Origin of the sequence: Ferruginibacter sp. HRS2-29 (assembly GCF_024343615.1) — a bacterium.
In the GTDB taxonomy this organism is placed as follows: domain Bacteria; phylum Bacteroidota; class Bacteroidia; order Chitinophagales; family Chitinophagaceae; genus Ferruginibacter.
The window spans coordinates 50,018-74,649 of the sequence record NZ_RJUB01000123.1; the positions used below are offsets into that span (position 1 = coordinate 50,018).

A 24,632-nucleotide genomic window follows, 5' to 3' on the forward strand; every position below is an offset into this window, starting at 1 on the left:
ATTATAATACAAAATTACTATAAAAGGTTCTATTTTAGCTATCTCATTTACAGGCCTCTCCCATTTTATCCAATTTCGTAAATATCTGGCCTAAAATTGTGATTTATATGCTAAAAGTTGAACATATCGGCATCGCCGTAAAGGATTTTGCAAATGCCGTTCCATTATTTGAAAAGCTGCTGAATAGTCAGTGTTACAAGACAGAAATGGTGGAATCGGAGCAGGTGAATACCGCTTTTTTTGCGCAGGGCGAAACCAAGATAGAGCTTGTGCAAAGCCTGACGGAAGACGGCGTGATTGCCCGCTACATCGAAAAAAAGGGAGAAGGCATCCATCATATCGCTTTCGAAGTGGAAGATATTCATGCGGAAATGGCGCGCCTGCAGCAGGAAGGATTCATTTTGCTCAACGAAACACCGAAAAAAGGCGCCGATAACAAACTGGTGTGCTTTTTACATCCCAAATCGACGAATGGGGTATTGGTGGAATTATGCATGGAAATAGTTTAGAGATTAGGGTTTAGAGATTAGGGTTTAATAGGGTCTCACGCACTAAACCCTAATCTCTGATCTCTAAACTTCTACTCAACACTCATCTCTAATCTCTAAACCATGCTCAGCATCACCACCAGCATCAACCTTCTCTGCCTTGGTGCCTGCATCCTTGCAACGGCCTATCATTCGGTGCTGTATACCTACTACCGCGATAAATTGTTGCTGCATTACGTGCTGTATCTCGCGTTCATGAGCGTTTTTATTTTTATCCGCAGTGATCTTTACGGGTTGCTTTTTGGCCAGCCGGCTGCTGACAAAACGCATTTTCTTTTCAATGAAGGGTTGCAGGTCATCTATTTTACCCTCTATATAAATTTCGGCGCCCATGCCGTGGAAGTACCTCGGATAAAGGGCTCGTTCGTGTATAAAGGCTGGGTATTCCTGAGTTTTGTATTGCTGGGATATGCTACATCCGTCATCCTTTTGCATGCCAATAACATCGTGTTACCGGTTCATTTTTTTGTGGCCATCCGCATCTTCATCCTTGCGATGAGTTGTGTGCTTTTGTGGCGTACTTATATGCTCAAAGTATCGGTGTTTCAACGGTGGATATTGTGGGGGTGCATCTATTTCCTGGTGTGCGGGCTCATGAGTTTTATCACCAACATCATTCCGGGGCAGCAACTTATTTTTTATCCCCTGGAATGGTTGCAGATCGGCAATTTCGGCGAGATCTTATTTTTTTCCTCCGCCATGGGCTACCGCCTGAAAAAGGTGAATGATGAACGTACATTGGCACTCAACCAGGCGCAGCAACTAAGGTTTGAAAAGACAAATGCCGTGATACAGACCCGGCTCGAAGAACGCAACCGCATTGCCCACGATATGCACGACGACCTGGGAAGTGGCCTCACCAAGATCGCCATCCTGAGCGAAGTGGCCAAAACACAACTCATGCAGCCCGAAAAAGCCAGGGTACAACTGGAAAGCATCGCTGTTTCTTCCCGCGAACTGGTAGACAGTCTCCAGGATATCATCTGGATCCTCAACCCCAAAAATGACACACTAGAGAGTCTGGCTTCCTACATCCGTGAGTATGCACTTAAGTTTTTTGAACCTACGGAAACAGTCGCTGTATTTGATTACCCGGATGAAATAGTGGATACAAAGCTTACAGAAGAGCAACGCCGCAATCTTTTTCTCGCGGTAAAAGAAACACTTAACAATACCGCCAAATATGCGCAGGCGGGCAAACTGAATATCCTGCTGTCGCAAACAAATGAGAAGATCCGTTTTGTCATAACCGATGATGGCAAAGGGTTTGACGTAAACAATACCCGTTCATTCGGCAACGGACTACAAAACATGCAGGAAAGGATGAAACGGGCGAACGGGGTCTTTTTGATCAACTCCGAATATGGAAAAGGAACTGTGGTAACTCTGGAGATAAGTTTAGAGTTTAGAGTTTAGGGTTTAGAGGAAGTCTAGAGATTTTAGTTTAGATGGTTAGTTGGTTCGACCTTCTAAACCCTAAACCCTTCATAACACTTTTTAGGTATTTCATCCGCATTAAAATTAAATACCTTAGCTGTATGCAAAACGACATGATCACGGTAGCGATAGTGGAAGACATCAGAGAGATCAGGGAAGGATTGAAATTGCTGATCGATAACAGCGATGGTTTTACGTGCAGCGAAGTGTATGTCAATGCAGAAGATGCCTTAAAAGGACTGGTGCTTTCGCGTCCCGATGTGGTGCTGATGGATATTAACCTGCCCGACATGAATGGCATAGAAGCGGTGAGGATACTGAAAGAAAAATGCGGCGATACACAGTTCATTATGAGTACCGTGTATGAAGACGATACCAATATTTTTGAATCGCTGAAAGCCGGTGCCAGCGGATACCTGTTGAAAAAGACCGCACCTGCCAACATTTTGCAGGGTATTACAGAAGTAGTGAACGGCGGCAGCCCGATGAGCACACAGATAGCCCGGAAAGTGATCGCTTCTTTCCAGAAAAAAGATTCGATCGACGAGAACGAAATACTCACGCCCAAAGAAAAGGAAGTACTAAAATCCCTCGCAAAAGGCTTACGTTACAAAGAGATCGCCGGTGAGTTGAACGTAAGCATGGAAACAGTACGTACACACGCCAGGAATATCTACGAAAAATTGCAGGTGCAAAGCAGAACGGAAGCGTTGAATAAGGTATACGGGAGATAATTACGAATGATCAATTACAAATTACGAATGGAGGACTTTATAAGCCTGATGACTTTCTTTGTGAAGGTTTTCATTCGTAATTAGTAATTTTTAATTGAAGAACGGGTTTTGCTTTTTTTCTTCCCCGATAGTCGTTTCTGGGCCATGACCGCTGTATACTTTTGTTGAGTCCGGCAAAACGAATAATTGCCCGCGGATACTGTTGATAAGGGTTTCATAATCGCCCCCCGGCAGGTCTGTACGGCCGATGCTACGCTTGAAAAGTGCATCGCCACTGATCACAAATCCATCTTTTTTACTATAAAAACTGAGGCTTGCAGGGCTATGCCCCGGCGTAAGCCGTATTTCCAGTTCATCTTCACCCAACCTGAGCACCTCGCCTTCCTGCAGAAAAACCAGTTCGCCGGCATAGCTATCAAAGGGCATCCCGTACATGAGCCCACGCACAGGCGAATCTTCCAGCACCACTCTCTCCCCTTCATGGATCTGCAGCGTCAATCCGTATTTTTCGGCAACAAACTTGTTACCAAACACATGATCCAGGTGACAATGGGTGTTAAGCAGCATTTTGGGGGTCAGTTCCATCTTGTTGATGAACGCGGCCAACCGGTCCTTTTCGGTATCCGAATAACATCCGGGGTCGATGATCACGCATTCGTTAAACTCATTGTAAAGTATATACGTATTTTCCTGTATTGGGCTAAATTCGAAAGATTTTACACGTAACATTTATAACTGGTTTTTATAATAAGACAGGCCTGATCATAAACTACTGTCAGGGTGAGCCTGTTGAATCCCGATTTTACCTTTGACAAGCGCAGGCTGACAACTTTTGGTTGCCCGGCAACGGTTTTCAAAATGATTTTTAACTATTAAAGCTAAACAAGTAATTTTATACTCAATATCAACATTATCAGTATGGCAAAGTTCAGTAGAATAATTTTCATTTCCTCACTTTTGATCATTGCGGCCACAGGTAGCTTTGCCCAGGTAAACGCGGTTACTTTTGGCAAGAACCGGCTGCAGTTCAAAAAATTCAAATGGCAATATTACCAGACGAAGAATTTCAATGTATACTTCTACGAGGGAGGTCAGGAACTTGCAAAATACGTAGCACAGGCGGCAGAAAAGGAATTGCCCGAAATAGAAGCCGCTACTGAATACAGTCTTCAGCGAAGGGCGAATATCATTTTGTATAATAATTATACAGACAGGAAACAAACGAATATCGGGCTTGAAACCGACATCATTGCTGCAGGGAATGTAACGAGGCTGGTGAACAATAAAATGGTTGTATTTTATGATGCCAACCATGCCAACCTCAAAAGGCAGGTAAGGCAGGGCATTGCAGATATCATTACCAAAAATCTTTTATTCGGTGATGATATAGGCGAAGTAGCCGGCAACCAGACTTTACTGGATCTCCCGGTTTGGCTTACGGATGGTTATGTAGCTTACGTGGGCGAAAACTGGAATACCGACCTGGATGATGAGCTGAAAAGCGAAATGCTGAGCGGTAATTATTCAAAATTTTCCAAATTCTCATTTGAAAAACCGTTGCTGGCCGGCCATGCTTTCTGGTATTTCATAGAAGAAAAATATAAAAAAGAGAATGTCACTTATTTCCTTTACCTGGCACGTACTTATAAGAACCTGAATAAAGCAAGTGTTCAGATCACGAAGAAAAAGTTCAACGAATTGCTGCAGGAATTCATGGAATACAATGAGGAAAAGTATTACAAGGATATCACCCGCCGCAAAGGTTATCCGAAAGGAAATTATATAGAAGGTTTCGACATCAGCAAAAGGCTTAATTATTATCGCTTCAATGTGAACCCCAATAAAAAAGATAATTCCTACGTGGTAACACAATTTAAAAAAGGAATTGTGAGGGTGATCCTAAACATTGATTATGAAAATAAGACCTTGTTGAAATACGGTATCCGCACGTACGAAAATTCCATGAACCCTAATTATCCGTTGATGGCCTGGGACCCGAAAGGCACCCGCATCTCGGTGATCTATTCCGAAGAAGGAAAGCTGAAATTATTTGTGTATGATATCATTACAAGGATAAAAACAAAGATCGACCTCACCGAACAATTCGACCAGGTGCAGGATGTGAAATACATGCTCAATAGCGGTACCCTGCTGCTTTCGGCAGTAAAGAACGGCCATGCGGATATTTTCACGCTCAATCTTCAGAATGAGAAAGTACAACAGATCACCAATGATGTGTACGACAACCTCGATGCATCGTTTGTAGCTTTTCCCAACAAGACCGGTATCATCTTCAGCAGCAACCGCCCATCGGCGAATGCAAAAAGCAGCGATACTGTTTTGCCGAGCAACAATCGTTACAATGTATTCCTGATCACAGATTTTGGCGACAAGCCGGAACTTAACCAGATATCGCAGCTCACCAACCTGAAATATGGCAATGCCCGTTTCCCGATGCAATACAACCAGAACCACTTCACTTTTGTAAGCGATGAAAATGGTATCAACAACAGGTATGCAGGTTTCTTCACCACCAAAAAAGCAGGGCTTGATACGTTGGTGCTGATCGGCGAAGAAATACTGAGGAACCCTTCTCCAAAAGATGTGGACAGCACATTGAGAGTGTATAAAAAAACAGATGTGGATTCAGTGGCGGTGGTTTCCGTTTCGGAAGATTCGGCTTATAGTTTCCCGCTCACCAACTACCCGAGCGGGCTTGCTGAAACGAGGATCGCGGGTGATAACAACCAGGTAAGTGAAGTGACCCGCCAGAGCGACGAAAAAGTTCTCTACAAGCTGAAGATAGACGAGATGACGCTCAATCGCAGGAACGTTACGGCGCAGCCTACTGAATATGCCAAAAAGCTGATGCGGGAAAGCAGGCTTACCAGCACACAGCCAGGGCCCATTACACCTAATAAACCTGTTAACAATACTCCTGAGCCTGTAAAGAAACAGGATGATTTTTTCCAGAATGAATTCTCTAACGAGAAAAAAGATACGAGCCAGGCCAATACTACAGCGAAGTCAAATGATCCGACAACAAACGAGGAAAATTTCTCCAACCTTACTCCCTACCAGGAAGAGAGTGTATTAAAATCGGCTAAGCTTTACCGTTATAAACCGTTGAAATTTTCTGCGGATTTCGGAGGTGCAAGCCTGACTAATAATATTCTGATCAACCGTTACCAGGTGTACGGTGGTGGTTCGGGCCCAATTCAGCTCACCAGTTCTTCGCCACTGAACGGGCTTTTCAAACTTGGTACATCCGATCTGATGGAAGACATAAAGATCAATGGGGCTTTCAAGATCGGGACCAACCTGAAAGACAACGAATGGCTGATGAATTACCAGAACCTCAAACGCAGGTTCGACTGGGGACTGACCTACTATCGTAATGTTCAGAATACGGATATTGGCCTTACTGACGCCAGTGGCAATCTGCTGGCCAGTTACCCTGGAAAGATCTTTACTAATCTGTACCAGGCAAATGTTTCTTATCCGTTTGATGAAGCAAAAAGCCTTCGCCTTTCAGGCGGGCTGCGGTCAGAAAATATACAGGTGCTGATCACAGATAATATCAGTCCATTCATTGATATCAGAAGGAGATTGTACTCCGTTTCACACCTTGAATTTGTATACGACAATAGTCTGAATACCGCTACCAATATCTGGAACGGCCTGCGTTATAAAGTTTATGCCGACTGGAATGTGCAGGTTGGTAAAAAAGAAACGATGGCTGGCCGCAATACTTACAATGTGGGGCTTGATGCAAGATACTACTACCCGATCTACCGCAACTTCATCTGGGCAGGAAGGGCCGCAGCTGATTTCAGCTTTGGTAATCAGAAGATCATTTATTACCTCGGTGGTACAGATGGCTGGCTGATGTTTGGCAACAATCAAAAAAGTAATGGCGGTTACCGTTATTTTAACGAAGCGAACAAACCTGCCAATGATCAGGAATATGCTTTCCAGGGACTGGCTGTAAATATGAGGGGTTATATCCAAAACCTTGCGAGTGGCAACAACGCGGTGGTCATCAACAGTGAATTCAGGTTGCCGGTTTGGTCTACGTTTTTCGACAAAACCGTAAATAATGCATTCGTAAGGGATTTCCAGATCGTTCAGTTCATCGACCTTGGTACTGCATGGAACGGAGGATATGAAGGCATCAAAAGACCAAGCAATACTTATGTTGATCAAAATGGCAGTGTAAGTGTAAAGGTGAAAGCCGGTGGTGTAGGGCCTTTCGCTGGCGGTTATGGATTTGGTGCAAGAAGCACGCTGCTGGGTTATTTCGTAAAATTTGATGCCGGATGGCCGATGGATGGTTTCTTCAAAGGAAAGCCGGTATATTATTTCAGCTTAGGGCTTGATTTTTAATTGATGTTATAAAATTTAAATCCCCGGACCAACCAGGTTCGGGGATTTTTTATTGGCCTGTATATTTCCTTTATTACAAATCGTACCTACGGAACAACATGATATTTTCAAACCTGTACCGGAAGGAGATCGTTCAGGTTACTTTTAAAATACACCCTGGCTGCGTGAATAGGCAATAAGTGAATGAATCAAAGAATTAAATTTACATATCTCCGGAAAACTTTCACAACTAATCACTAACCCCTACCCCATAAACCCTCTCCGTAGATACGGCTTGTACAAACGGATTTATCCCCGCCTTTCCTCAGACAACGCCTGCGGCAATTTTTTCAGGAAAAAATATAGCATTGTGTAAATGCCGGTAAATAAAATAGTGATCGCCCATGTGCGGTAATTGTCAACCGGCGAAATGAAATTGCTCAATATATCCATACTCAACGCCAGCGGATCCTGGATCACATCCCAACTGTTCCAGCGCTGAAACCTGCCAAGATAAACGCCAAAAGACGCCGTGAATAATATGATCGGGACCAGCGCTGTTACTACTTTTCTTGAAAAAATATTCCGCAGGTATGATTCCACTTTTGCGAGTGACACAAACGCCATCATGATGCCGATAAAAGAAGAGGCAAATAAAAGTATCGCATCATACCACACCGCGATGTCTTTATTGTCTTCAATATGTATGAGGTCTGTAACGATGTACAAGGCGTTTGGAAAAAACAACAGCCAGGTTATAAAAAGTACGGCCTGTTTCCATTTCGCTTTACGCAAGTATTCTGAAAAATACTGGCTGAGTATATATGGTATCCATGCCAGGAAAATATTCCAGCTAAGAAAAAGATGCTGCAAACTTCCGGTGTAAGCGATCCTGAAACCGATCAGCAACCCGATAAAGAACAGGAAAGTGATCAGTAATCGATTGAAAGAAGATATTTTTTTCATGGTGAAATGGATGAGTGGTTAAAAAGGTGAATGATTTTTGGAATGAAAATGATGGCTCCGCAAACCGCCGCCGCTATCGCGGTCAGCAATACCGCCCCGGCTGCCACATCTTTAATGATCTTTATCTGCGGATGAAAATCGGTTTGTTGTACATCACAAAAACGTTCGATGGCAGTATTGACCATCTCCATAGAAATAACGAGGCCAATGCTCAGCAGGATGATCATCCATTCGTTTGCAGAGCAATTAAAAAATTGCGCCATCAATATCGCGGCCAGCGCCGCAACAAGATGAATTTTAAAATTCTGTTCGTGCGCAAAACAATAACGGATGCCCTGTCCTGCAAAATAAAATGAGCGAAAAAATTTTTTCATATTTTAAATTTAAACTACCGGAATGATCTGCCGCCGTAGCCCCACCACAGGTTCTTCCAGCAATTCAAACCATTTCCAATCGCTGATGCGTACAGCAGCTTTACCCCTCCTGTATGCTTTCCGAAATAAGTGCCAATGTTCGGGCATCGTCAAAAAACAATAAACAACTGTTGCCGCCACCGGGAAGGAAAGATGCCCATTCCCCAGCATAAAACATTGCAGGCTCCCCTCGCCTTCGTCGGTGGTTTCATATTCCAGCAGGATGTGCTTTATATCGTGCCGGGCATAATAGGGCAACAGCTGTAAATTGTTTACATCTAAAAACTCCGCAAGTTGGTTCCCAAGGGTACCGGGTGCAAAAAAATGCAGCTCTTCTCCAGAGTACGGAAAAACGTCGTTCTTGCGGAGAAGCTTCAGCAAAGGCAAAGCCATATGATGTGTGAGATACACCAGTATCAACGACCTTAACTTTACGATCCGCTTGTACATTGTTTTATTATTTATTATTTAATTGTTTTATCGTTCACCCCTGTAAGGATCATCACTGATCGGTTGTCGGTGGTTGGTTGTGATTGATCTGTCGTCCGTCGTCTGCATTCGCTCCGTACCAATTGATCCGCCTGCTTGCAAACATCACCAGCGACAGCACGATGAACAAACCGATGCTTCCTACCAGCAACGCAGTATCTTCCAGGCTGATGAGGATGAATATGAATCCATAAAGGCAACCAAGTAGGGTGAAGAAAATCCCGCCCGTTTTCCAACTGTTGAAGTGTGCCTTTGCATAAAAACTGATGAGCAGTACCGTAGCCAGTGAAGCTATGATGTAGGCATGATTGAACAGGATATATTCGCTGATGGATAATAACAATGTGTAAAATATCACAAGTGCAAGTCCTACCAAAACATACTGCACCGGGTGAAAAGGTTTCTTTTGCATCAGCTCTATGATGAAGAAGAAGGCAAAAGTGAGGCCGATGAACAGGATCGCATATTTTACGCTCCTCATGGTTTTGTCGTACTGATCGGCTGTCTGTACAAGGCTTACACCAAATTCCATACTTTTAACCTGGGCCGAATTCGTTTTCATCACTTTTGCAAAAGGAAGGTTCGCCTGGTTAAAATTCCAGCTGGCAACAAAACCGCTATCGGAAATTTTCCTTTCGCCGGGTAAAGATTCTCCATTGAAAGATGCATTGGGCCACGCGGAACTCAATGTGTATTTACTGGCTGCAGCCAATGGCGTAAAATGCAGTTCTTCACTGCCTTTTATTTTTACCTGCATGGAAAATGGCATGCTGCCTGCCATCTGTTCCGCGGTCAGACTAACGGGAACGGATAGCCCAATATTTCCAAAATCATCCACAGGCAAACCCGGGCTCATCAGTAGTTTCTGCCCGTTGAAATTCACATATATCTCTTCTTCGATCCCTTTGAAATCGCTCAGTGTAAAACAAAGCCTTGCATTGGCATAATCGACGTTGGCTGCCTGAATATCCTGCGGCAGGCTTACTTTGAAGGAGCCGGCAAAACTGATATCTGTTTTATAAAGCAATACTTTATAGATCGATCTCGGACGTTGTTCAGGAATTATTTTCCCATTCACATTCAGATCATTTGCCAGCAGTAAAAGCTTTGTTTTGTTAGCAACGGCCTTGCCTTCACTATTGACAAATGTATCTGTATAGGGTACTACTAAAAACGGAGCCGAAAGTGTTTGAGCATTCGCCCATTTGCTGCTGACTTCTTTCACCACTTCTTTTTGCCTTTTCTCCCTCTCGGAAATGAGGCTGTTGATAAATACGGTCGGGATAAGCATCAGCAGGATCAGCCCACCCGTTACTAAGCCTTTGATGAGGATACGGTTGGGTTGATTGGACGCAGGAACAGGGTTGGGTGGTGTGGAATACGAAGTTTCCATGATGGTGTGTGTTTTAGATGTGTTATGAAAAAGAGTCTGACTGATAAATTGAAAGGAATCATCCGGTGCGGTATTGTCATACAGGTAATTAAAAATGCGCTTTGCAAGTAAAACAGCTGCCAGCAATGCGCTGCCAAATAGTACACCTATTACAATCACCATTGTTTCAAAAAAAGCCAGGTGGCCGGATCCATAGAATATATCTGAAATGACACTCGCTGATGCACCGAGCAATGCATAAGGTAGCGTTACCAGGAGAAGAAGTGCCAGCAGGCTGAAGCATCGTACCTGTATCGAAGAAAATATTCTTTTGATGAACTTTAAAGTTAAAACAAGGGTGATCAAAACCGGGGTCCTGCAGATGAGTGTCACCACGAATATTATCACAGGTACCCCAAGGTTGAAGTCGTGGGCATTTATCGACAGGCAAACATTGATGACCAGGGCCGTAAAAAAGGCTGTCAATACCCATATCCTTGCAGAGGTACCTAATGTTGAATATTCTTTTTTCATTTTAAAAGCACTTTGTTTTTCAAAGTATAAATACAAAAAAAATTATTTTGTAGAACGGATCATTTTTTCCAATGCTTCAATGTGCGCTTTGAATACTTTTTCACCTGCTTTGGTAATGGCATAAGTGGTGTTTGTTTTTCGGCCGATAAAGCCTTTATTGACTTTGATGATATTATTTTCTTCCAATGCCTTCAGGTGGCTGGCGAGGTTGCCATCCGTGATCTCCAGCAACTCTTTCAGCTCATTGAAATTCACCGCATCGTTCACCATGAGTGCGCTCATGATGCCGAGCCGAACACGGCTATCAAAAAGTTTATTTAAGTTGTTGATCGGATTCACTTACTTTTTATTACACGAATTTTATCGGATTACACGAATTCGCGAAGGTTAATTATCAAATTTGTGGGCTTTAACACTCTCAAAGAATGTATAAACTTCGAAGGTTTCACCATTCACCATTCACTATTCACTATTCACTATTCACTATTCACTTCTTTCATATTTATACCACATATATGTTCCGTACAAAATATGCAACACCCCAAAACCCAGTGCCCAGAAGTACAACCCATATCCTACAAATAAAAGATTGATGAGGCCCACTATGATCTGGCAATAGCCAAGGTATCGTATTTCATCGAGTGTGTATTTGCTGGCGTTGATCAGCGCAAGTCCGTAAAACAACAGGCATCCCGGGGCTACAAGCCCGAAAGTGCCAAACTGCAGCAACTTGAGTAAGAATATACCGCCCACAATCAAAGGGATACTAACGTTGAAGAGTAAACGCTTTGCTGTTTTACCCCAGATTGGAATACCTTCCTTTTTACTTTTCAGATACGTAAAGATAAAGGCGGTGATCAGGGCGGCAAAAAAAGTTCCCGCCGCTATCCAGAATAACCAGGTATTGAACAACACTTCTATCCCGGGATGAAAATCTTTATGGATATCTATGAACAGGGGGCGACAACCAAAAACATAAGGATACGCCAGCCACGCTCCTATCAATGCACAGATACCGGCACTGATACCACTAAGCCCGCTAAGGCTGATAAAACGGCTGCTGCGTTCCATCATCCTCTTGATGTCCTGCAGGGTTTCTAAAGATTGATCATGTTCGGTCATAAAAGCACTTTGAAAAACAAAGTAAATCTTTAAAATCCACATCCGCAAATAAATAAGGGGAAATTTTAAAGATTATCGAGGATTCGCAGGATCGTATTGCAGGCATCGGAAATTTCTTCTTCACTGATGTTTAACGGAGGTACGATACGAAATGCATTGGCCGCAAAAAGGAACCAGTCGGTAAAAACGCCTTGCTCTATCAGCAGGTCGATGACTTTCTTGTTGGTTTCAAAACTGTCAAACTCAACCGCCATCATCAAGCCATGGCTGCTGATATTCTGGATGGCTTTGTGTTGCAAAAGGTTGCGAAAAAGCTTTTCTTTTCCAGGAACCGTATCGATCATTTTTTCCTCCAGCAACACCTGCATGCCCGCCAGGCCGGCAGCACAGCTGACCGGGTGGCCGCCGAAAGTATTGATATGCCCCAGCACGGGATTGTTGGTAAATGAATCCATGATCTTTTTATCTGAAACGAATGCGCCCAATGGCATACCGCCACCCAATGCTTTGCCAAGTAATAAGATATCTGGTACCACATCAAACTGCTCAAAAGCCCATAACGAGCCGTTGCGCCCGAAGCCACATTGTATCTCATCCAGCACCAGTAAAGTTCCTGTGGCTGTACATCGTTCCCGCAATGCTTTCATCCAGCCATCTTTCGGTGCTATCACGCCGGCTTCGGCCTGAATGGTTTCGGCCACCACGCATGCTGTACGCTCCGTGATATTTTCAAGGCCTTCGAAATTATTATAGCACAGTTGCATCGTATCCGGCAACAACGGACGGAAAGCCTGCTGCCAGTATTCGCTACCCATGATGCTGAGTGCGCCTTGTGTGCTTCCGTGGTAAGAATTTTTGAAGGAAATGATCTGTGTGCGGCCGGTATAACGTTTGGCCAGCTTCATAGCACCTTCTGTAGCTTCTGCCCCGCTTGCCGTATAAAATACGGCATTGAGCGATGAAGGCAAATGCTCCGTAATGAGTTTTGCGTACTGCACCTGCGGGTTTTCAATAAACTCTCCGTATACCATGATGTGGAGGTATTCGTCTACCTGCTTCTTAATCGCTTCCACCACTTTCGGATGCCGGTGCCCGATATTGCAGACACTGATGCCCGCTATCAGGTCGATGTATTCCTTTCCCTCCGCATCCCACATTTTGCTACCCGAAGCTTTTACTATATTCAGGCACAGGGGAGCTGCGGAAGTTTGTCCTACATGGTTCAAAAAAAGCTGACGAAGGTTCATGGCTGCAAAATTAATGCTTAGTTTTGAGTAATGGATAATGGTATAATGGATAACGGATAATGATCTTCCGGATCTTATATCTTTCGGTAACCGAAAAACTTTCAGACGGGAAAATTATCCATTATCAATTATAAATTATCAATTATCATGAGTATAATTCTTCCTGTAAAAGGTATTCTCCCCATCATGGGTGAAGATTGTTTTGTAGCCCCGAATGCCACTATTGTCGGCGATGTGGTGATGGGCGATCAGTGCAGCGTATGGTTCAATGCGGTGATAAGGGGCGATGTGAACAGCATCCGCATGGGAAATAAGGTAAATGTTCAGGATGGCGCTGTTATTCACTGCACTTATGAGAAAACCAAGGCCATCATCGGAAATAATGTTAGCATCGGACACAATGCAATCGTACATGGATGCGTTATAGATGACAATGTTCTTATCGGGATGGGCTCCATAGTAATGGATAATGTGCATGTCGGGAGCAATAGTATAGTGGCCGCCGGGGCAGTAGTGCTTGAAAATACGGTGATTGAGCCGGGTTCGATATACGCCGGGGTACCCGCCAAAAAGGTGAAGGATATCAGCCAGGAACTGATCCGCGGGGAAATCAACAGGATTGCAGATAATTACCTTAAATACAGCGGATGGTTTAAATAGTGAATGGTCAATAGTGAATAGTCAACCCTTTAAAGGGTACAGGTTTGTCGAAAGTTTTTGCCCTTTGCCTATTGCCCATTGTCTATTGGTCGTTTTATCTTATTTTTAAATATGAAAAAGAATATTGTCGTTTTAGTGACTGTTTCTCTCGTGTTCAGTATGAGCAGTTGTTTTATTTTTCGTAAAAAAGAAAAATATGGCTGCCCCAATGATGCACGTAATATGACTGAAGAACAGATCAATGCGAAAGCGCAGAAAAGGAAATTCAAGAGTTAAGTTTCCCGGCCTGCAAAAAACAATACCCGACTAATCCTTTACCAGTAAAAACCAATAACCTATGTGTTACGAATTAAAAACCACTTTCGGTGGTGTAGAAGCTGTAATTGATGATAATTGCGGCGTTTCAAAATTCTATGCGATTGCCGACACACTCACAGAATTACTGCACATCAAATTCATGAACCAGGTCGACGACTCAGATACGCTCGACTGGGATTTCAGGTACAAAAATGAATTGCTCACTTTGCATTACAACATCTTCAATGGTGTAAGTATTTATCCTCAACAGGTAAGAAAAGCGTCCACGCAAAACCACCTGGCGATGGAAGTAGCTCATTTCCTGGAGAAACGTGCTTTTTAATAACTTTTTTCGTTGATGCTATCCCGGATGCTCAGGTAACTGACGTAGCGTTCTGCATGGATGCTGCCATCGTTTACAGCTGCCTTCACGGCACAGCCGGGCTCGTCTATGTGGTTGCAATTGTTGAAATGACAGTTGCCCATCACTGCACGCATTTCAGGGAAATAATGTGCGAGTTCCTGTTTGGAGATATCTACCAGCCCCATTTCCCTGATACCGGGTGTATCTATCACGCGACCACCAAAAGGCAGGTTGTACATTTCAGCAAAAGTGGTGGTATGCAAACCTTTTCCGCTCCAACCACTGACATCCTGTGTCTTCAATTTTTTTTCAGGGAAAAGATAATTGATGAAGGATGATTTTCCTACACCCGAATGCCCGCTCAAAAGTGTGATCCTATCTTTCAGCAATGCTTCCACTTCTTTCACCCCTTCACTTTTTTCAATACTCATCAGCTTGATGGTATAACCAATAGGTTCGTAAATTTCTTTTACCAGTTCAAATTTTTCGAGCTCTTTATCCTTATACAGATCTGATTTGTTGAAAACAATGATAGCAGGCACTCCATAAGCTTCAGATATTACCAGGAAACGATCAATAAAACCAAGGGAAGTTTTGGGATTTTTCAGCGTGGCGAAAAGCAACGACTGATCAAGGTTGGCAGCTACTATATGATGCTGGTTCTTATTATGCGGTGATACCCTGTTGATGTAATTCCTTCTTTCATATATTTCACTGATCACCGTATTCTCCTCTTCTTCTTCCTGGCTGATCTCCACGATATCTCCTACCGCAATCGGATTGGTAGACGTGATGCCATCGATCTTGAATTTACCTTTGATCCGGGCATTGTAAATCTCCCCCTTATCATTCTGGACTATATACCAGCTACCTGTACTTTTATAAACCGTTGCTTTCATTGATACGAAGATATGAGTTTAGAGACTAGAGATCAGGGTTTAGGTTTCAGATTGGTAATGCTCCCCTAAACTCTAATCACTAATCTCTGACCTTTCTATGGAAATTTTCGGAATACTAAATACCGGAACAGCACTTCCATGAACAAAAAGAAGATCGCTGCCATTACCAGCGGGAAAAATTTATCCTGGAAACGGATGGTTTTGGTGATCTCGACTTTTGATTTTTCGAGGCCGTCGATGGTAGTATAAATTTCGGAAAGCGAGTTGTTATCTTTTGCACGGAAATATTTGCCGCCGGTTTCAGTGGCGATCTCGGTCAGTAATTTTTCATCGATCGAAACTTTCTGGCTTTTCATCACTACTCCAAGAGGAGTATTTTCGGGTTGGGGCGCCATTCCATCCGTACCAACACCGATCGTGTATACTTTTATGCCGTATGTCTTCGCAATTTCCTTCGCGGTCTTGGGATCTATGAGTCCCCCGTTATTTTCACCATCAGTGAGCAACACCACCACTTTCGATTTGGAAGTGCCGGTACGAAGCCTGTCGACACTGGTGCTCAGCCCCGACCCTATCGCCGTACCGTCTTCCAGCAAGCCGTTGCGTATATTCTGGATCGCCGCTATCAATACGGATTGATCGGTTGTGAGCGGGCATTGCGTAAAGCTTTCGCCGGAAAATATTACGATCCCTATGCGGTCCGTAGGCCGCCTGTTTACAAAATCGATGGCCACATTCTTCGCAGCTTCCAACCTGTTGGGTGTGAGATCCTGCGCCGTCATGCTTCCGCTCACATCAATACAAAGGATGATATCGATCCCTTCACCTTCGGCACGTTGCTGCTCGTCCCTCGTCTGCGGCCTCGCCAGCGCTACGATGATCGCAGAAAGGGCGAGCAAACGCAATATGAATGGCAGATGTATAAAAGTTGCTTTCCACGAGCCCATTCCCTTTGCCGCCGTGGTGGATACAGTAATGGAAGCACTGCGTTTCCTGTTGGTAAGATAGTACCAGGTGATGAGTAACGGCAACAGGATGAACAGGCCAAAGAAATAGGGCTGCGCAAATTGTATATTATTGAAATAATCAAAAACCAAACTGTATGAATTAATTTTTATCGATCGACTTTTCTATTTGTTCAATGGTATTCCCCACCTGCGAAAGGCTTTGCCTGTTTTCGTCTTCGGCCGGTACATACTTTGCAAACTTCACCGCATCTGCCCTTCTCAAAGCTTCTGCAAGGCCTGATAAAGCGGAAGCGTCGAGGTTTGTTTGTTTGAGCGACAACAACACTTCCCCTGTTGTTTTATTCAAAAGATCCTGTTGTTTTTTTCTGCTGTAATATCGTTTAAAGATATTGCCCATCATCGTATAAAAAACTTTCGCTTCGTCTGAACCAACACTGGCGTGGCCCGCCAGCTTTTTCAATTCCTGCATCGCTTCTTCAAATGGCGAAAGAGCAGAATTGAATAATGGCGGTTGTCTTTTCGGCCTTCTCCTGATATAACGGTATAAAAGGAAGAGCAGTACCAAGAGGATCACTACGCCAATACCTACATAGACCCAGAACGGATCAAAATAAAACACATCCATTACCGGCTTGATATCCCGGAGCTGGCCGGTAGTATCTGCTTTCGCGTAACCGACATTGATGAGCACCTGGTCTGTATTAAGCGTATACACGGCATTGTCGGCGGTATTCCTGATCTTGATCGGAAAAGACGGAATTGCCCAGCTACCGGAATCCCAACTGGTAAGCACCAGTGTTTGCAACACCAGGTAATTGCCCCGGGCATTATTGGAATCCGATTTCACCTTGTCCATTATTTCGAAATGGGGGAAGGAATCAGGCACATTGAATTCTATTCTGTAAGTGGTGGTAGGTAAAGTAAATTGTAACCGGTAAGTTATCGGCTCGCCTATCAGGATATCCTTCCGGTCGATGGAAGTCTGGATACTTTGCCCGGCAACAGTTTGTATGCATAAAGTAAAACAAATCACTATTGCCATCCATGAAAGAGACCGCCTTAAGTTTTTGTTTACCATTAATTGTCGATTATCCTGTTATTGATTCCTATTTCCTTTTATGAAAAAACTGTTGTAAAATTTTCACGTAATCTTCGTCTGTCCTGATGTGCAGCAGATCGGCGCCCGCCTTTCTGAAATATTTTTTGGTGGCTTCGCTTTGCGAAAAAAAATGCTGTTGATAGTTATGCCTGACCAGTTCGTTGGAAGTATCGATCCAGCTGACTTTTCCCGTTTCAGCATCTTCTAGCTGCAACAAACCCGCATCGGGCAATTGCATGTCCATCCTGTCATACACTTTCAACCCGATAACATCATGCTTTTTGCCAATGATTTTCAGATCATCTTCGTAACCAGCGTCCAAAAAATCGCTCAATAAAAAAGCGATACTTTTCTGGCTGGTCGTGTTGTTGAAATATTTGATCGCTTCATCCAGGTTGGTGCCTTTTGCATGCGGTTCTATCGTCAGCAATTCGCGAACGATGTATAATGCATGCGCCCTTCCTTTCTTCGGTGGAATGTATTTTTCTATCCGGTCGCTGAAAAAGATCACTCCTACTTTATCATTGTTACTTACTGCACTAAACGTGATCACGGCGCCCATTTCGGTGATAAGGTCTTTTTTTCTCCGGCCAATAGTGCCAAACAAATTACTGGTACTCGTATCTACCAGCAGCATCACCGTAAGTTCCCTTTCTTCTTCAAATAACTTTGTAAATGGTGCCGAAAATCTTGCACTCACATTCCAGTCGATAAACCGTACATCGTCGCCTGCGCTGTATTCCCGCACTTCCCGAAAGCTCATCCCTTTTCCTTTGAAAGCAGAATGGTATTCACCGGTAAAAAGATGGGTAGTGATCTTTTTACTTTTGATTTCCAGCTCGCGGACTTTTTTTAATATGTCGTTTGTTGTCAACAAGAAAAGTAATGAGTTATAAGTGATAAGTTATAAGTTCTGTAAGTAACGAGTATAGGTTGTAAATTATAAGCAATGGTCTTTTAACTTATCACTTATAACCCATAACTTATAACTCTTAAGGTACATTCACCGTTCTCAAGATCTCTTCGATCACATCTTCCACGTTCACATTTTCCGCCTCTGCTTCATAGGTCAATCCGATCCTGTGCCGTAGTACATCTTTGCAGATATTGCGCACATCTTCGGGGATAACGTACCCTCTTTTGTTCAGGAAAGCATACGCTTTCGATGCCAATGCCAGATTGATGCTTGCCCGTGGCGATCCACCGAAACCTATGAGTGGCTTCAGTTTGGACAGATTGTATTTTTCAGGAAAACGTGTTGCGAATACGATATCAAGGATATAATTTTCTACTTTCTCATCCACATACACCTGGCGTACCAGTTCTTTCGCTGTCAATATTTCTGATGTAGAGGCAACCGGGTTGATCACCGGAGCCGCAAGGTTCATGGTATTCTGGCGGATGATCATCTGCTCATCTGATTTGGTCGGATAACCAACTACTACTTTCAGCATGAACCTGTCTACCTGTGCTTCGGGCAACGGATAAGTACCTTCCTGCTCTATCGGGTTTTGCGTAGCCAGTACAAGAAATGGCTCAGGTAATTTGTAACTCGTTTCGCTGATGGTTACCTGGCGCTCCTGCATGGCTTCCAGGAGGGCACTCTGCACTTTGGCGGGGGCACGGTTGATCTCATCGGCAAGGATGAAGTTGGCGAAGATCGGCCCTTTACGTACTACAAATTCATTTCGTTGCTGCTGGTAGATCATCGTACCGATGACATCGGCAGGCAGCAGATCCGGCGTAAACTGTATACGGCTGAATTGCGCCATGATGGTTTGGGAAAGCGATTTGATGGCAAGAGTTTTTGCCAGCCCGGGAACCCCTTCCAGCAGAACGTGCCCGTTGCTCAGCAATCCTATCAGTAATCGTTCGATCATGGTTTGCTGGCCTACGATCACTTTGCCTAATTCGTCGTTGATGCGGGTAACAAATCCGGCGGCGTTATTGATCTTTTCATTTAACAGGCGGATATCCTCTGCGGTTTGGAGCATACTTATATTATTTTTCTAATATTGCAAATTACGAACTAGTAGTAAACAAAAATGCTGCCATTAACATAAACGGCGAAAAACTATGTTAAAAGGAGTCGTATAAATTTATCATCAGTGAATTCCGAGTTGTCAACTCTTATGAGTTGTCAACTCATGGGAGTAGTCAACTCAATCTTGTGGTCAGCTTAAATACTTGGCTACGATCGGCAATCTCCTTCCCACTCCAAATGCCTTCGGCGATACCCGGATGATCGGACAAAACTGGTTACGTTTATATTCATTCATATTTACCATTTTAAGAATGCGGTCTGTAATTGCAGCATCAAAGCCTTTTGCCTTGATCTCATCAGGCCCTTTGCTTTGCTCGATGTATTGATAAAGTATTTTGTCGAGGATGCTGTAATCAGGCAGGCTGTCGCTGTCCTTTTGCCCCGGCCTTAGTTCAGCACTCGGTGGTTTGGTGATGATATTGACAGGTATGATCTCTTTTTCACGATTGATATATTTTGCCAGTTCAAATATCTGCAGTTTGTAACAATCTCCCAGCACACCAATACCGCCGGCCATATCGCCATATAGCGTTCCATAGCCGGTAGATAATTCACTTTTGTTGGACGTATTCAATAAGATATACCCGAATTTATTGGCGATCGCCATCAACAGGTTTCCGCGGGTACGGCTCTGGATATTTTCTTCCGCTACGCTGAATGGAAGATCTTTGAAGATAGGTTTCAGTTCTGCCAGGAAAGTATCATAGATATTGCGGATCGGAACGATGTCGTAAGGATTACCGAGATTGATGCTCAGTTGTTCAGCATCCTCCACCGAATGTGAGGTGGAGTATTCCGACGGCATCAGCACGGCCCGCACATTTCCCGCCCCCAGGGCTTCGCAGGCAAGCGCCAGGGTAACTGCACTGTCGATACCGCCACTGCTGCCAAGTATCGCTTTGGTGAAACCCATCTTTTTGAAATAATCGCTGATGCCCATCACCAGTGCATCATGCACCTGGGCAATGTTCAATTTTTCTTCCAGGTTTTCGGGATTAAGGTCTTTATCCCTGATCACCTGCGCAGGTTCAATTATTGCCGCATCAATAGTACCATCATCGTTGAGGACGAAACTTTGCAGGTCTTCCTTAAAACTCAGCAACCTCCCGCAAAGATTGGCATCCTTGTCAAACACCAGCGAAGTGCCATCAAACACCACTTCGGTCTGGCTGCCCACACAATTGCAGTAAAACATCGGTATCCTGTATTTCAATACATTCGCTTTTACAGCACCTTTCCTGTCTTCGTCGTGTGTATAATCAAACGGTGAAGCGGAAAGATTGATCATCACATCCGGCGAGTGATTGATAAGGTTGTCCATCGGGCAATAGGTGTACAACGGGTTATCACCGAGGTTCCAGATGTCTTCACAGATCGTTACCGCCAGGCGTTTATTTTTAAACTCCACGATATTCCATTCTGTAGCAGCTTCAAAATAACGGTCTTCATCAAACACATCATAAGTAGGCAGGCATGTTTTATGGATGACCTGCCTGATCATTCTGTTTTCGAGAAAATAAGCTGCGTTAAACAGGTCTTTTCCCTTCACCGAAGGGTTCCTGTGCGGGGCTCCTACCAATACCGCAATACCATCGGCGTATTCTTTGATCGTGTTGATGGCGGTGTAACATTTATCTATAAAATCGTTGAAATATAAAAAATCACGGGGAGGGTAAGCGCAGATGCACAGCTCACTAAAAACAATAAGATCGCCACCCTGCACTTTCGCCTGCTGTATGGCTTCGATGATCTTACGCGTATTATCTTCAAAATTGCCCACATGATAATTTTGCTGGGCGAGAAATATTTTCATCTGTTACTCTTTAAATTTTGTGATACAAAGACCTTTGCTTATCCTGTTAAATCGCGTGCAAAAATCTCATTCCCTAAAAATGATTCTTCGCAAATTCGTGTAATTCGCTTTAATTCGTGTAATCAAAAATGCATCTTTGCAAAGTTAAATCATCTCCTTATGCGCCTGTTATTTAGTTTGGTTGTGGCCTGTATTTTTTTTGCTTCCTGCAATAGTAATAATACCCCCAATGTAGACAATGTAAAAGTTAATCTTACCACCGAGCGTTTCGATAAAGACCTGTTTGCGATGGATACTACCCGCATGGTTTCCGAACTCGACAGGCTGATGGCGAAATATCCTACTTTCGGCAAGACCTTTCTTACACAGATCATCAATGTAGATCCGCTGTGGTCATCAGATACGATTGCCAATTATATCAAAAGTTTCATCGGCTCCTACCGGAACATTTACGACAGTTCGGAAAAGATCTTCGCCGATTTTTCAAAATATGAAAAGGAAATAAAGAAGGGTATGCAGTATGTAAAGCACTATTTTCCGGCTTATAAACTACCTTCAAAGGTATACACGTATATCGGCCCGCTGGACGGGACAGGCGATGGCCTGAATGAAGATGGATTCTGCATTGGCCTGCAGGCCCACCTGGGCGGCGATTTCAGCCTGTATAAAACTACCTGGGTACAGGAAACTTATCCGGATTATATGAGCAGGCGTTTTGAGCCATCCTATATCGCTGTCAATTCGATGAACAGGATCGTGGAGGATATGTTTCCCGAAAAAGGCAATGATGATAAGACGATGGTGATGCAGATGGTGGAAAAAGGCAAGCGGCTTTATTTGCTGAGCAAATTTCTGCCGGCAACGCCCGAGTTCAAACTGATCGGTTATACCGAAAAGCAGCTTAAAGAAAGTTATGATCATGAAGCTTCGATCTGGGCTTTGTTTGTGCAAAACAATATGCTGCAGACCATCGATTACAATGTGATCAAAAACTACGTTGGTGAAGGGCCCAAAACTCCCGAACTGGGCGAAGCTTCGCCGGGTAATATCGGCTCATTTGCCGGATGGCAGATCGTAAAAAAATATATGGATAAACATTCCGATACACAATTGAAGGACCTGATGATGATGGATGCGGAGAAGCTGTTTCAGGATGCGAAGTATAAACCTTAAGATGGATTACACGAATTAAAGCGGATTACGCGAATCAGCAGAGATAGAAGCGAATCATACAAACCATGCTAATGGAAGGATTTTAAATTAAGGAATGACCTTCTCAAATAAAGGTAATTCGTGTAATCCGCTTTAATTCGTGTAATAAAACCTAAGCTGCCTGCTGAGTTTCCAGCACTACTTTTTCAGGCTTTACCCCAAGTTGTCTCATCACACGGAAGTGAGAAGCCAGTGCTTCGGAGAAAGTTGGATATTGATTATAAGGCAAGCCGAATTCCTTACATTTTTGCTGAACGATCTTGCTGATCTCAGGATAATGTACATGGCTCACACGAGGAAAAAGATGATGTTCGATCTGGTAATTCAATCCGCCTACAAACCAGGAGATCACTTTGTTACCCATGGCAAAATTTGCGGTTGTTTTGATCTGGTGTTCCGCCCAGGCTGTTTCCAGGTGTTTGGTTTCATCCAGGGGAATGTGTTCAAATTCTGTATTTTCCACCACATGTGCCAACTGGAATACGAGCGATAAAGTCAGCCCCATAGCTGCATTCATTACCAGGAAACCCACCAGCCAACCCTGCCAGCCCCAAACATAAATCGGCAGCGCAATGAAAGTCACTGCATAATGCAATTTGGTCAGCCAGAAGATCACATGATTCTTCGCGGTCAATTTCCACGCTTCGGTGGTATAGATACGGCGGGTAAAATATTTGGTGAAATCCATAAAGAATATCCAGAAGATAGAAGATAATGCGTATACCGGTATCAGGTATAAATGCTGCACTTTATGGGCCGGTACCCATACCTGGCTTTCGCACTGGCGGATGATCGGGCTTTTAGCTATATCATCATCGATACCATCAATATTGGTATAGGTATGATGGATGATATTATGCTTTTGTTTCCAGAAATAAGAACTGGCTCCAAGCGCATTTGCCGAGAGACCGAGGAAATCATTTAACTTTTGATTAGGACTATAACTGCCGTGGTTTGCATCGTGCATCACACTAAAACCGATGCAGGCGCCTGTATAACCCAACACTACGCATAGCAACAAAGCAGGCAAAGCGCTCATATTTACCAGCATGAGAACGGCGTAAACTCCCAGCATCACGGAAGTCAAAACAATCGTTTTTGTAAAGAGACGCCAATCACCTGTACGTTCTATCTTATTATCTTTAAAATACGCATCAACACTGATTTTCAAGCTCGTGAAGAACTCATTATTCTTGTTGTTGAAAGTGATTTTTGCCATTGTAGATTACTGGTTTTTCCTAAACTGTGAACACTGTTTTTTAACCGGGGGTATCATATGAAAGCAGATGATGACCGATGATTTTTCTGAATGCTATATGGGTAAAAATAAGGAAAAAACGGTATAATAATGCGCTAATTCATTTTAAATGGCACGAGCAGGTTAAATGACGGAATAATGACCGTAAAAGTGGTCTTGTTCAGCACGTTTTCAATAAGATAGGTACCCGACATTTTGCCGAGCTCACTGCGTAGGTTGCAGCCGCTTACATACTGATAGGAGGTGCCGGGATTTATGACAGGTTGTACCCCCACCACGCCGTCGCCCTCCACTTCCCTTTTGCTGCCATTGCTATCGGCAATATCCCAGTGCCGGCTGATCAGTTTGATGGGAAAAATATTGTTGTTTTCGATAGTGATACGATACGCAAACATGAACTCGCTGTTCATCGGATTACTGTATTCCGGCTGGTAGAACGTTTCTACCGATACCTTTACACCTCCTGAAATTTTGCTTGTCATGTATCTTGGTTTTACTATAAAATTATTGAAATAAAGCTTATTTTTAAGCAGAAATCTTCAATTATTAAAATATTAACTATGCCGCTGGATAAACTTAGTTACCCGAAAGAAGATATAACGGTAATATGGCAACCAAAATTATGTACACATTCGGCTATTTGCTTTAAGGGGTTGCCTTCCGTATTCGATCCGAGAAGAAAGCCGTGGGTGATCACCGCAAATGCGGATAAAGAAACCATTGTGGCGCAGGTGGCGAAATGCCCGAGTGGAGCACTCAGCATAAAGGATAAATAAATCTCCTTCGTCATC

At 43.6% G+C, this 24,632-nt stretch carries 25 protein-coding genes; 9 read left to right on the top strand and 16 right to left on the bottom strand.

The window, feature by feature from the left end:
* Positions 1-107: 107 nt before the first annotated feature.
* From mce to EGI32_RS11790, 3 genes are all read left to right on the top strand, one after another.
* Positions 108-509, top strand: coding sequence for a methylmalonyl-CoA epimerase (mce, locus tag EGI32_RS11780; protein ID WP_255155554.1), 402 nt, complete (start codon positions 108-110; stop codon positions 507-509).
* Between the two features lie 102 nt (positions 510-611).
* Entirely contained in the window at positions 612-1,964 is a 1,353-nt protein-coding gene (locus tag EGI32_RS11785; RefSeq protein WP_255155555.1) for a sensor histidine kinase, read from the top strand.
* Between the two features lie 122 nt (positions 1,965-2,086).
* Positions 2,087-2,719: a response regulator transcription factor gene (locus EGI32_RS11790; RefSeq protein ID WP_255155556.1), complete on the top strand. Its 633-nt coding sequence runs from the start codon at positions 2,087-2,089 to the stop codon at positions 2,717-2,719.
* A 90-nt stretch (positions 2,720-2,809) separates the two neighbouring features.
* Here the strand turns inward: EGI32_RS11790 and EGI32_RS11795 are convergent, their stop codons facing one another.
* On the bottom strand, positions 2,810-3,448 hold the full coding sequence (locus EGI32_RS11795; RefSeq protein ID WP_255155557.1) for an MBL fold metallo-hydrolase: 639 nt from the start codon (positions 3,446-3,448) through the stop codon (positions 2,810-2,812).
* A 189-nt stretch (positions 3,449-3,637) separates the two neighbouring features.
* Here EGI32_RS11795 and EGI32_RS11800 point away from each other — a divergent pair, with 189 nt between their 5' ends.
* A complete protein-coding gene (locus EGI32_RS11800; protein ID WP_255155558.1) occupies positions 3,638-7,105 on the top strand; it encodes a hypothetical protein in 3,468 nt (1,155 codons plus the stop codon).
* A gap of 288 nt (positions 7,106-7,393) precedes the next feature.
* Here EGI32_RS11800 and EGI32_RS11805 read toward each other — a convergent pair whose 3' ends face one another.
* The 7 genes from EGI32_RS11805 to EGI32_RS11835 form a co-directional block, all read right to left on the bottom strand.
* Complete coding sequence (locus EGI32_RS11805; protein WP_255155559.1) at positions 7,394-8,050, bottom strand: DUF1361 domain-containing protein; 657 nt, start codon at positions 8,048-8,050, stop codon at positions 7,394-7,396.
* The gene (locus EGI32_RS11810) at positions 8,047-8,424 is read right to left on the bottom strand and encodes a diacylglycerol kinase family protein (RefSeq protein ID WP_255155560.1); all 378 of its coding nucleotides are present in this window, start codon (positions 8,422-8,424) and stop codon (positions 8,047-8,049) included. The genes EGI32_RS11805 and EGI32_RS11810 overlap by 4 nt, the downstream gene beginning before the upstream one ends.
* 9 nt (positions 8,425-8,433) lie before the next feature.
* Positions 8,434-8,913, bottom strand: a complete 480-nt coding sequence (locus EGI32_RS11815) for a hypothetical protein (protein WP_255155561.1) — start codon at positions 8,911-8,913, stop codon at positions 8,434-8,436.
* Between the two features lie 52 nt (positions 8,914-8,965).
* Entirely contained in the window at positions 8,966-10,858 is a 1,893-nt protein-coding gene (gene creD, locus EGI32_RS11820) for a cell envelope integrity protein CreD (RefSeq protein ID WP_255155562.1), read from the bottom strand.
* A gap of 42 nt (positions 10,859-10,900) precedes the next feature.
* A complete protein-coding gene (locus tag EGI32_RS11825) occupies positions 10,901-11,197 on the bottom strand; it encodes a transcriptional regulator (RefSeq protein WP_255155563.1) in 297 nt (98 codons plus the stop codon).
* 144 nt (positions 11,198-11,341) lie between these two features.
* Positions 11,342-11,980: a hypothetical protein gene (locus EGI32_RS11830; protein ID WP_255155564.1), complete on the bottom strand. Its 639-nt coding sequence runs from the start codon at positions 11,978-11,980 to the stop codon at positions 11,342-11,344.
* 65 nt (positions 11,981-12,045) lie between these two features.
* Positions 12,046-13,227 carry an aspartate aminotransferase family protein gene (locus EGI32_RS11835; protein WP_255155565.1) on the bottom strand — a complete coding sequence of 394 codons (1,182 nt, stop codon included), beginning with the start codon at positions 13,225-13,227 and terminating at the stop codon, positions 12,046-12,048.
* Positions 13,228-13,374: 147 nt separating this feature from the next.
* On the opposite strand from EGI32_RS11835, the gene EGI32_RS11840 reads away from it, so the two are divergent.
* The 3 genes from EGI32_RS11840 (at position 13,375) to EGI32_RS11850 (ending at position 14,527) form a co-directional block, all read left to right on the top strand.
* Positions 13,375-13,887 carry a gamma carbonic anhydrase family protein gene (locus tag EGI32_RS11840; protein ID WP_255155566.1) on the top strand — a complete coding sequence of 171 codons (513 nt, stop codon included), beginning with the start codon at positions 13,375-13,377 and terminating at the stop codon, positions 13,885-13,887.
* 111 nt (positions 13,888-13,998) lie between these two features.
* A complete protein-coding gene (locus EGI32_RS11845) occupies positions 13,999-14,163 on the top strand; it encodes a hypothetical protein (protein ID WP_255155567.1) in 165 nt (54 codons plus the stop codon).
* 61 nt (positions 14,164-14,224) lie between these two features.
* Positions 14,225-14,527, top strand: coding sequence for a hypothetical protein (locus tag EGI32_RS11850; protein ID WP_255155568.1), 303 nt, complete (start codon positions 14,225-14,227; stop codon positions 14,525-14,527).
* Here EGI32_RS11850 and rsgA read toward each other — a convergent pair.
* From rsgA to EGI32_RS11880, 6 genes are all read right to left on the bottom strand, one after another.
* Positions 14,524-15,447, bottom strand: a complete 924-nt coding sequence (gene rsgA, locus EGI32_RS11855) for a ribosome small subunit-dependent GTPase A (RefSeq protein WP_255155569.1) — start codon at positions 15,445-15,447, stop codon at positions 14,524-14,526. The genes EGI32_RS11850 and rsgA overlap by 4 nt on opposite strands.
* 95 nt (positions 15,448-15,542) lie before the next feature.
* Positions 15,543-16,544 (bottom strand): VWA domain-containing protein, encoded by a 1,002-nt coding sequence (locus EGI32_RS11860; RefSeq protein ID WP_255155570.1) that lies wholly within the window; start codon positions 16,542-16,544, stop codon positions 15,543-15,545.
* A 10-nt stretch (positions 16,545-16,554) separates the two neighbouring features.
* On the bottom strand, positions 16,555-17,457 hold the full coding sequence (locus EGI32_RS11865) for a hypothetical protein (RefSeq protein ID WP_255155571.1): 903 nt from the start codon (positions 17,455-17,457) through the stop codon (positions 16,555-16,557).
* Positions 17,458-17,521: 64 nt separating this feature from the next.
* Complete coding sequence (locus EGI32_RS11870; protein ID WP_255155572.1) at positions 17,522-18,388, bottom strand: DUF58 domain-containing protein; 867 nt, start codon at positions 18,386-18,388, stop codon at positions 17,522-17,524.
* A gap of 118 nt (positions 18,389-18,506) precedes the next feature.
* On the bottom strand, positions 18,507-19,508 hold the full coding sequence (locus EGI32_RS11875) for a MoxR family ATPase (RefSeq protein ID WP_255155573.1): 1,002 nt from the start codon (positions 19,506-19,508) through the stop codon (positions 18,507-18,509).
* Positions 19,509-19,688: 180 nt separating this feature from the next.
* Entirely contained in the window at positions 19,689-21,371 is a 1,683-nt protein-coding gene (locus tag EGI32_RS11880; RefSeq protein ID WP_255155574.1) for an NAD+ synthase, read from the bottom strand.
* Between the two features lie 159 nt (positions 21,372-21,530).
* Between EGI32_RS11880 and EGI32_RS11885 the strand changes: the two genes are divergently transcribed.
* Positions 21,531-22,544: a hypothetical protein gene (locus tag EGI32_RS11885; RefSeq protein WP_255155575.1), complete on the top strand. Its 1,014-nt coding sequence runs from the start codon at positions 21,531-21,533 to the stop codon at positions 22,542-22,544.
* Positions 22,545-22,695: 151 nt separating this feature from the next.
* On the opposite strand, the gene EGI32_RS11890 is transcribed toward EGI32_RS11885, so the two are convergent.
* Positions 22,696-23,802, bottom strand: coding sequence for an acyl-CoA desaturase (locus EGI32_RS11890; RefSeq protein WP_255155576.1), 1,107 nt, complete (start codon positions 23,800-23,802; stop codon positions 22,696-22,698).
* A 134-nt stretch (positions 23,803-23,936) separates the two neighbouring features.
* Positions 23,937-24,323: a Co2+/Mg2+ efflux protein ApaG gene (gene apaG, locus EGI32_RS11895; RefSeq protein WP_255155577.1), complete on the bottom strand. Its 387-nt coding sequence runs from the start codon at positions 24,321-24,323 to the stop codon at positions 23,937-23,939.
* Positions 24,324-24,401: 78 nt separating this feature from the next.
* Between apaG and EGI32_RS11900 the strand changes: the two genes are divergently transcribed.
* Positions 24,402-24,617 carry a (4Fe-4S)-binding protein gene (locus EGI32_RS11900; protein WP_255155578.1) on the top strand — a complete coding sequence of 72 codons (216 nt, stop codon included), beginning with the start codon at positions 24,402-24,404 and terminating at the stop codon, positions 24,615-24,617.
* Positions 24,618-24,632: the final 15 nt, after the last annotated feature.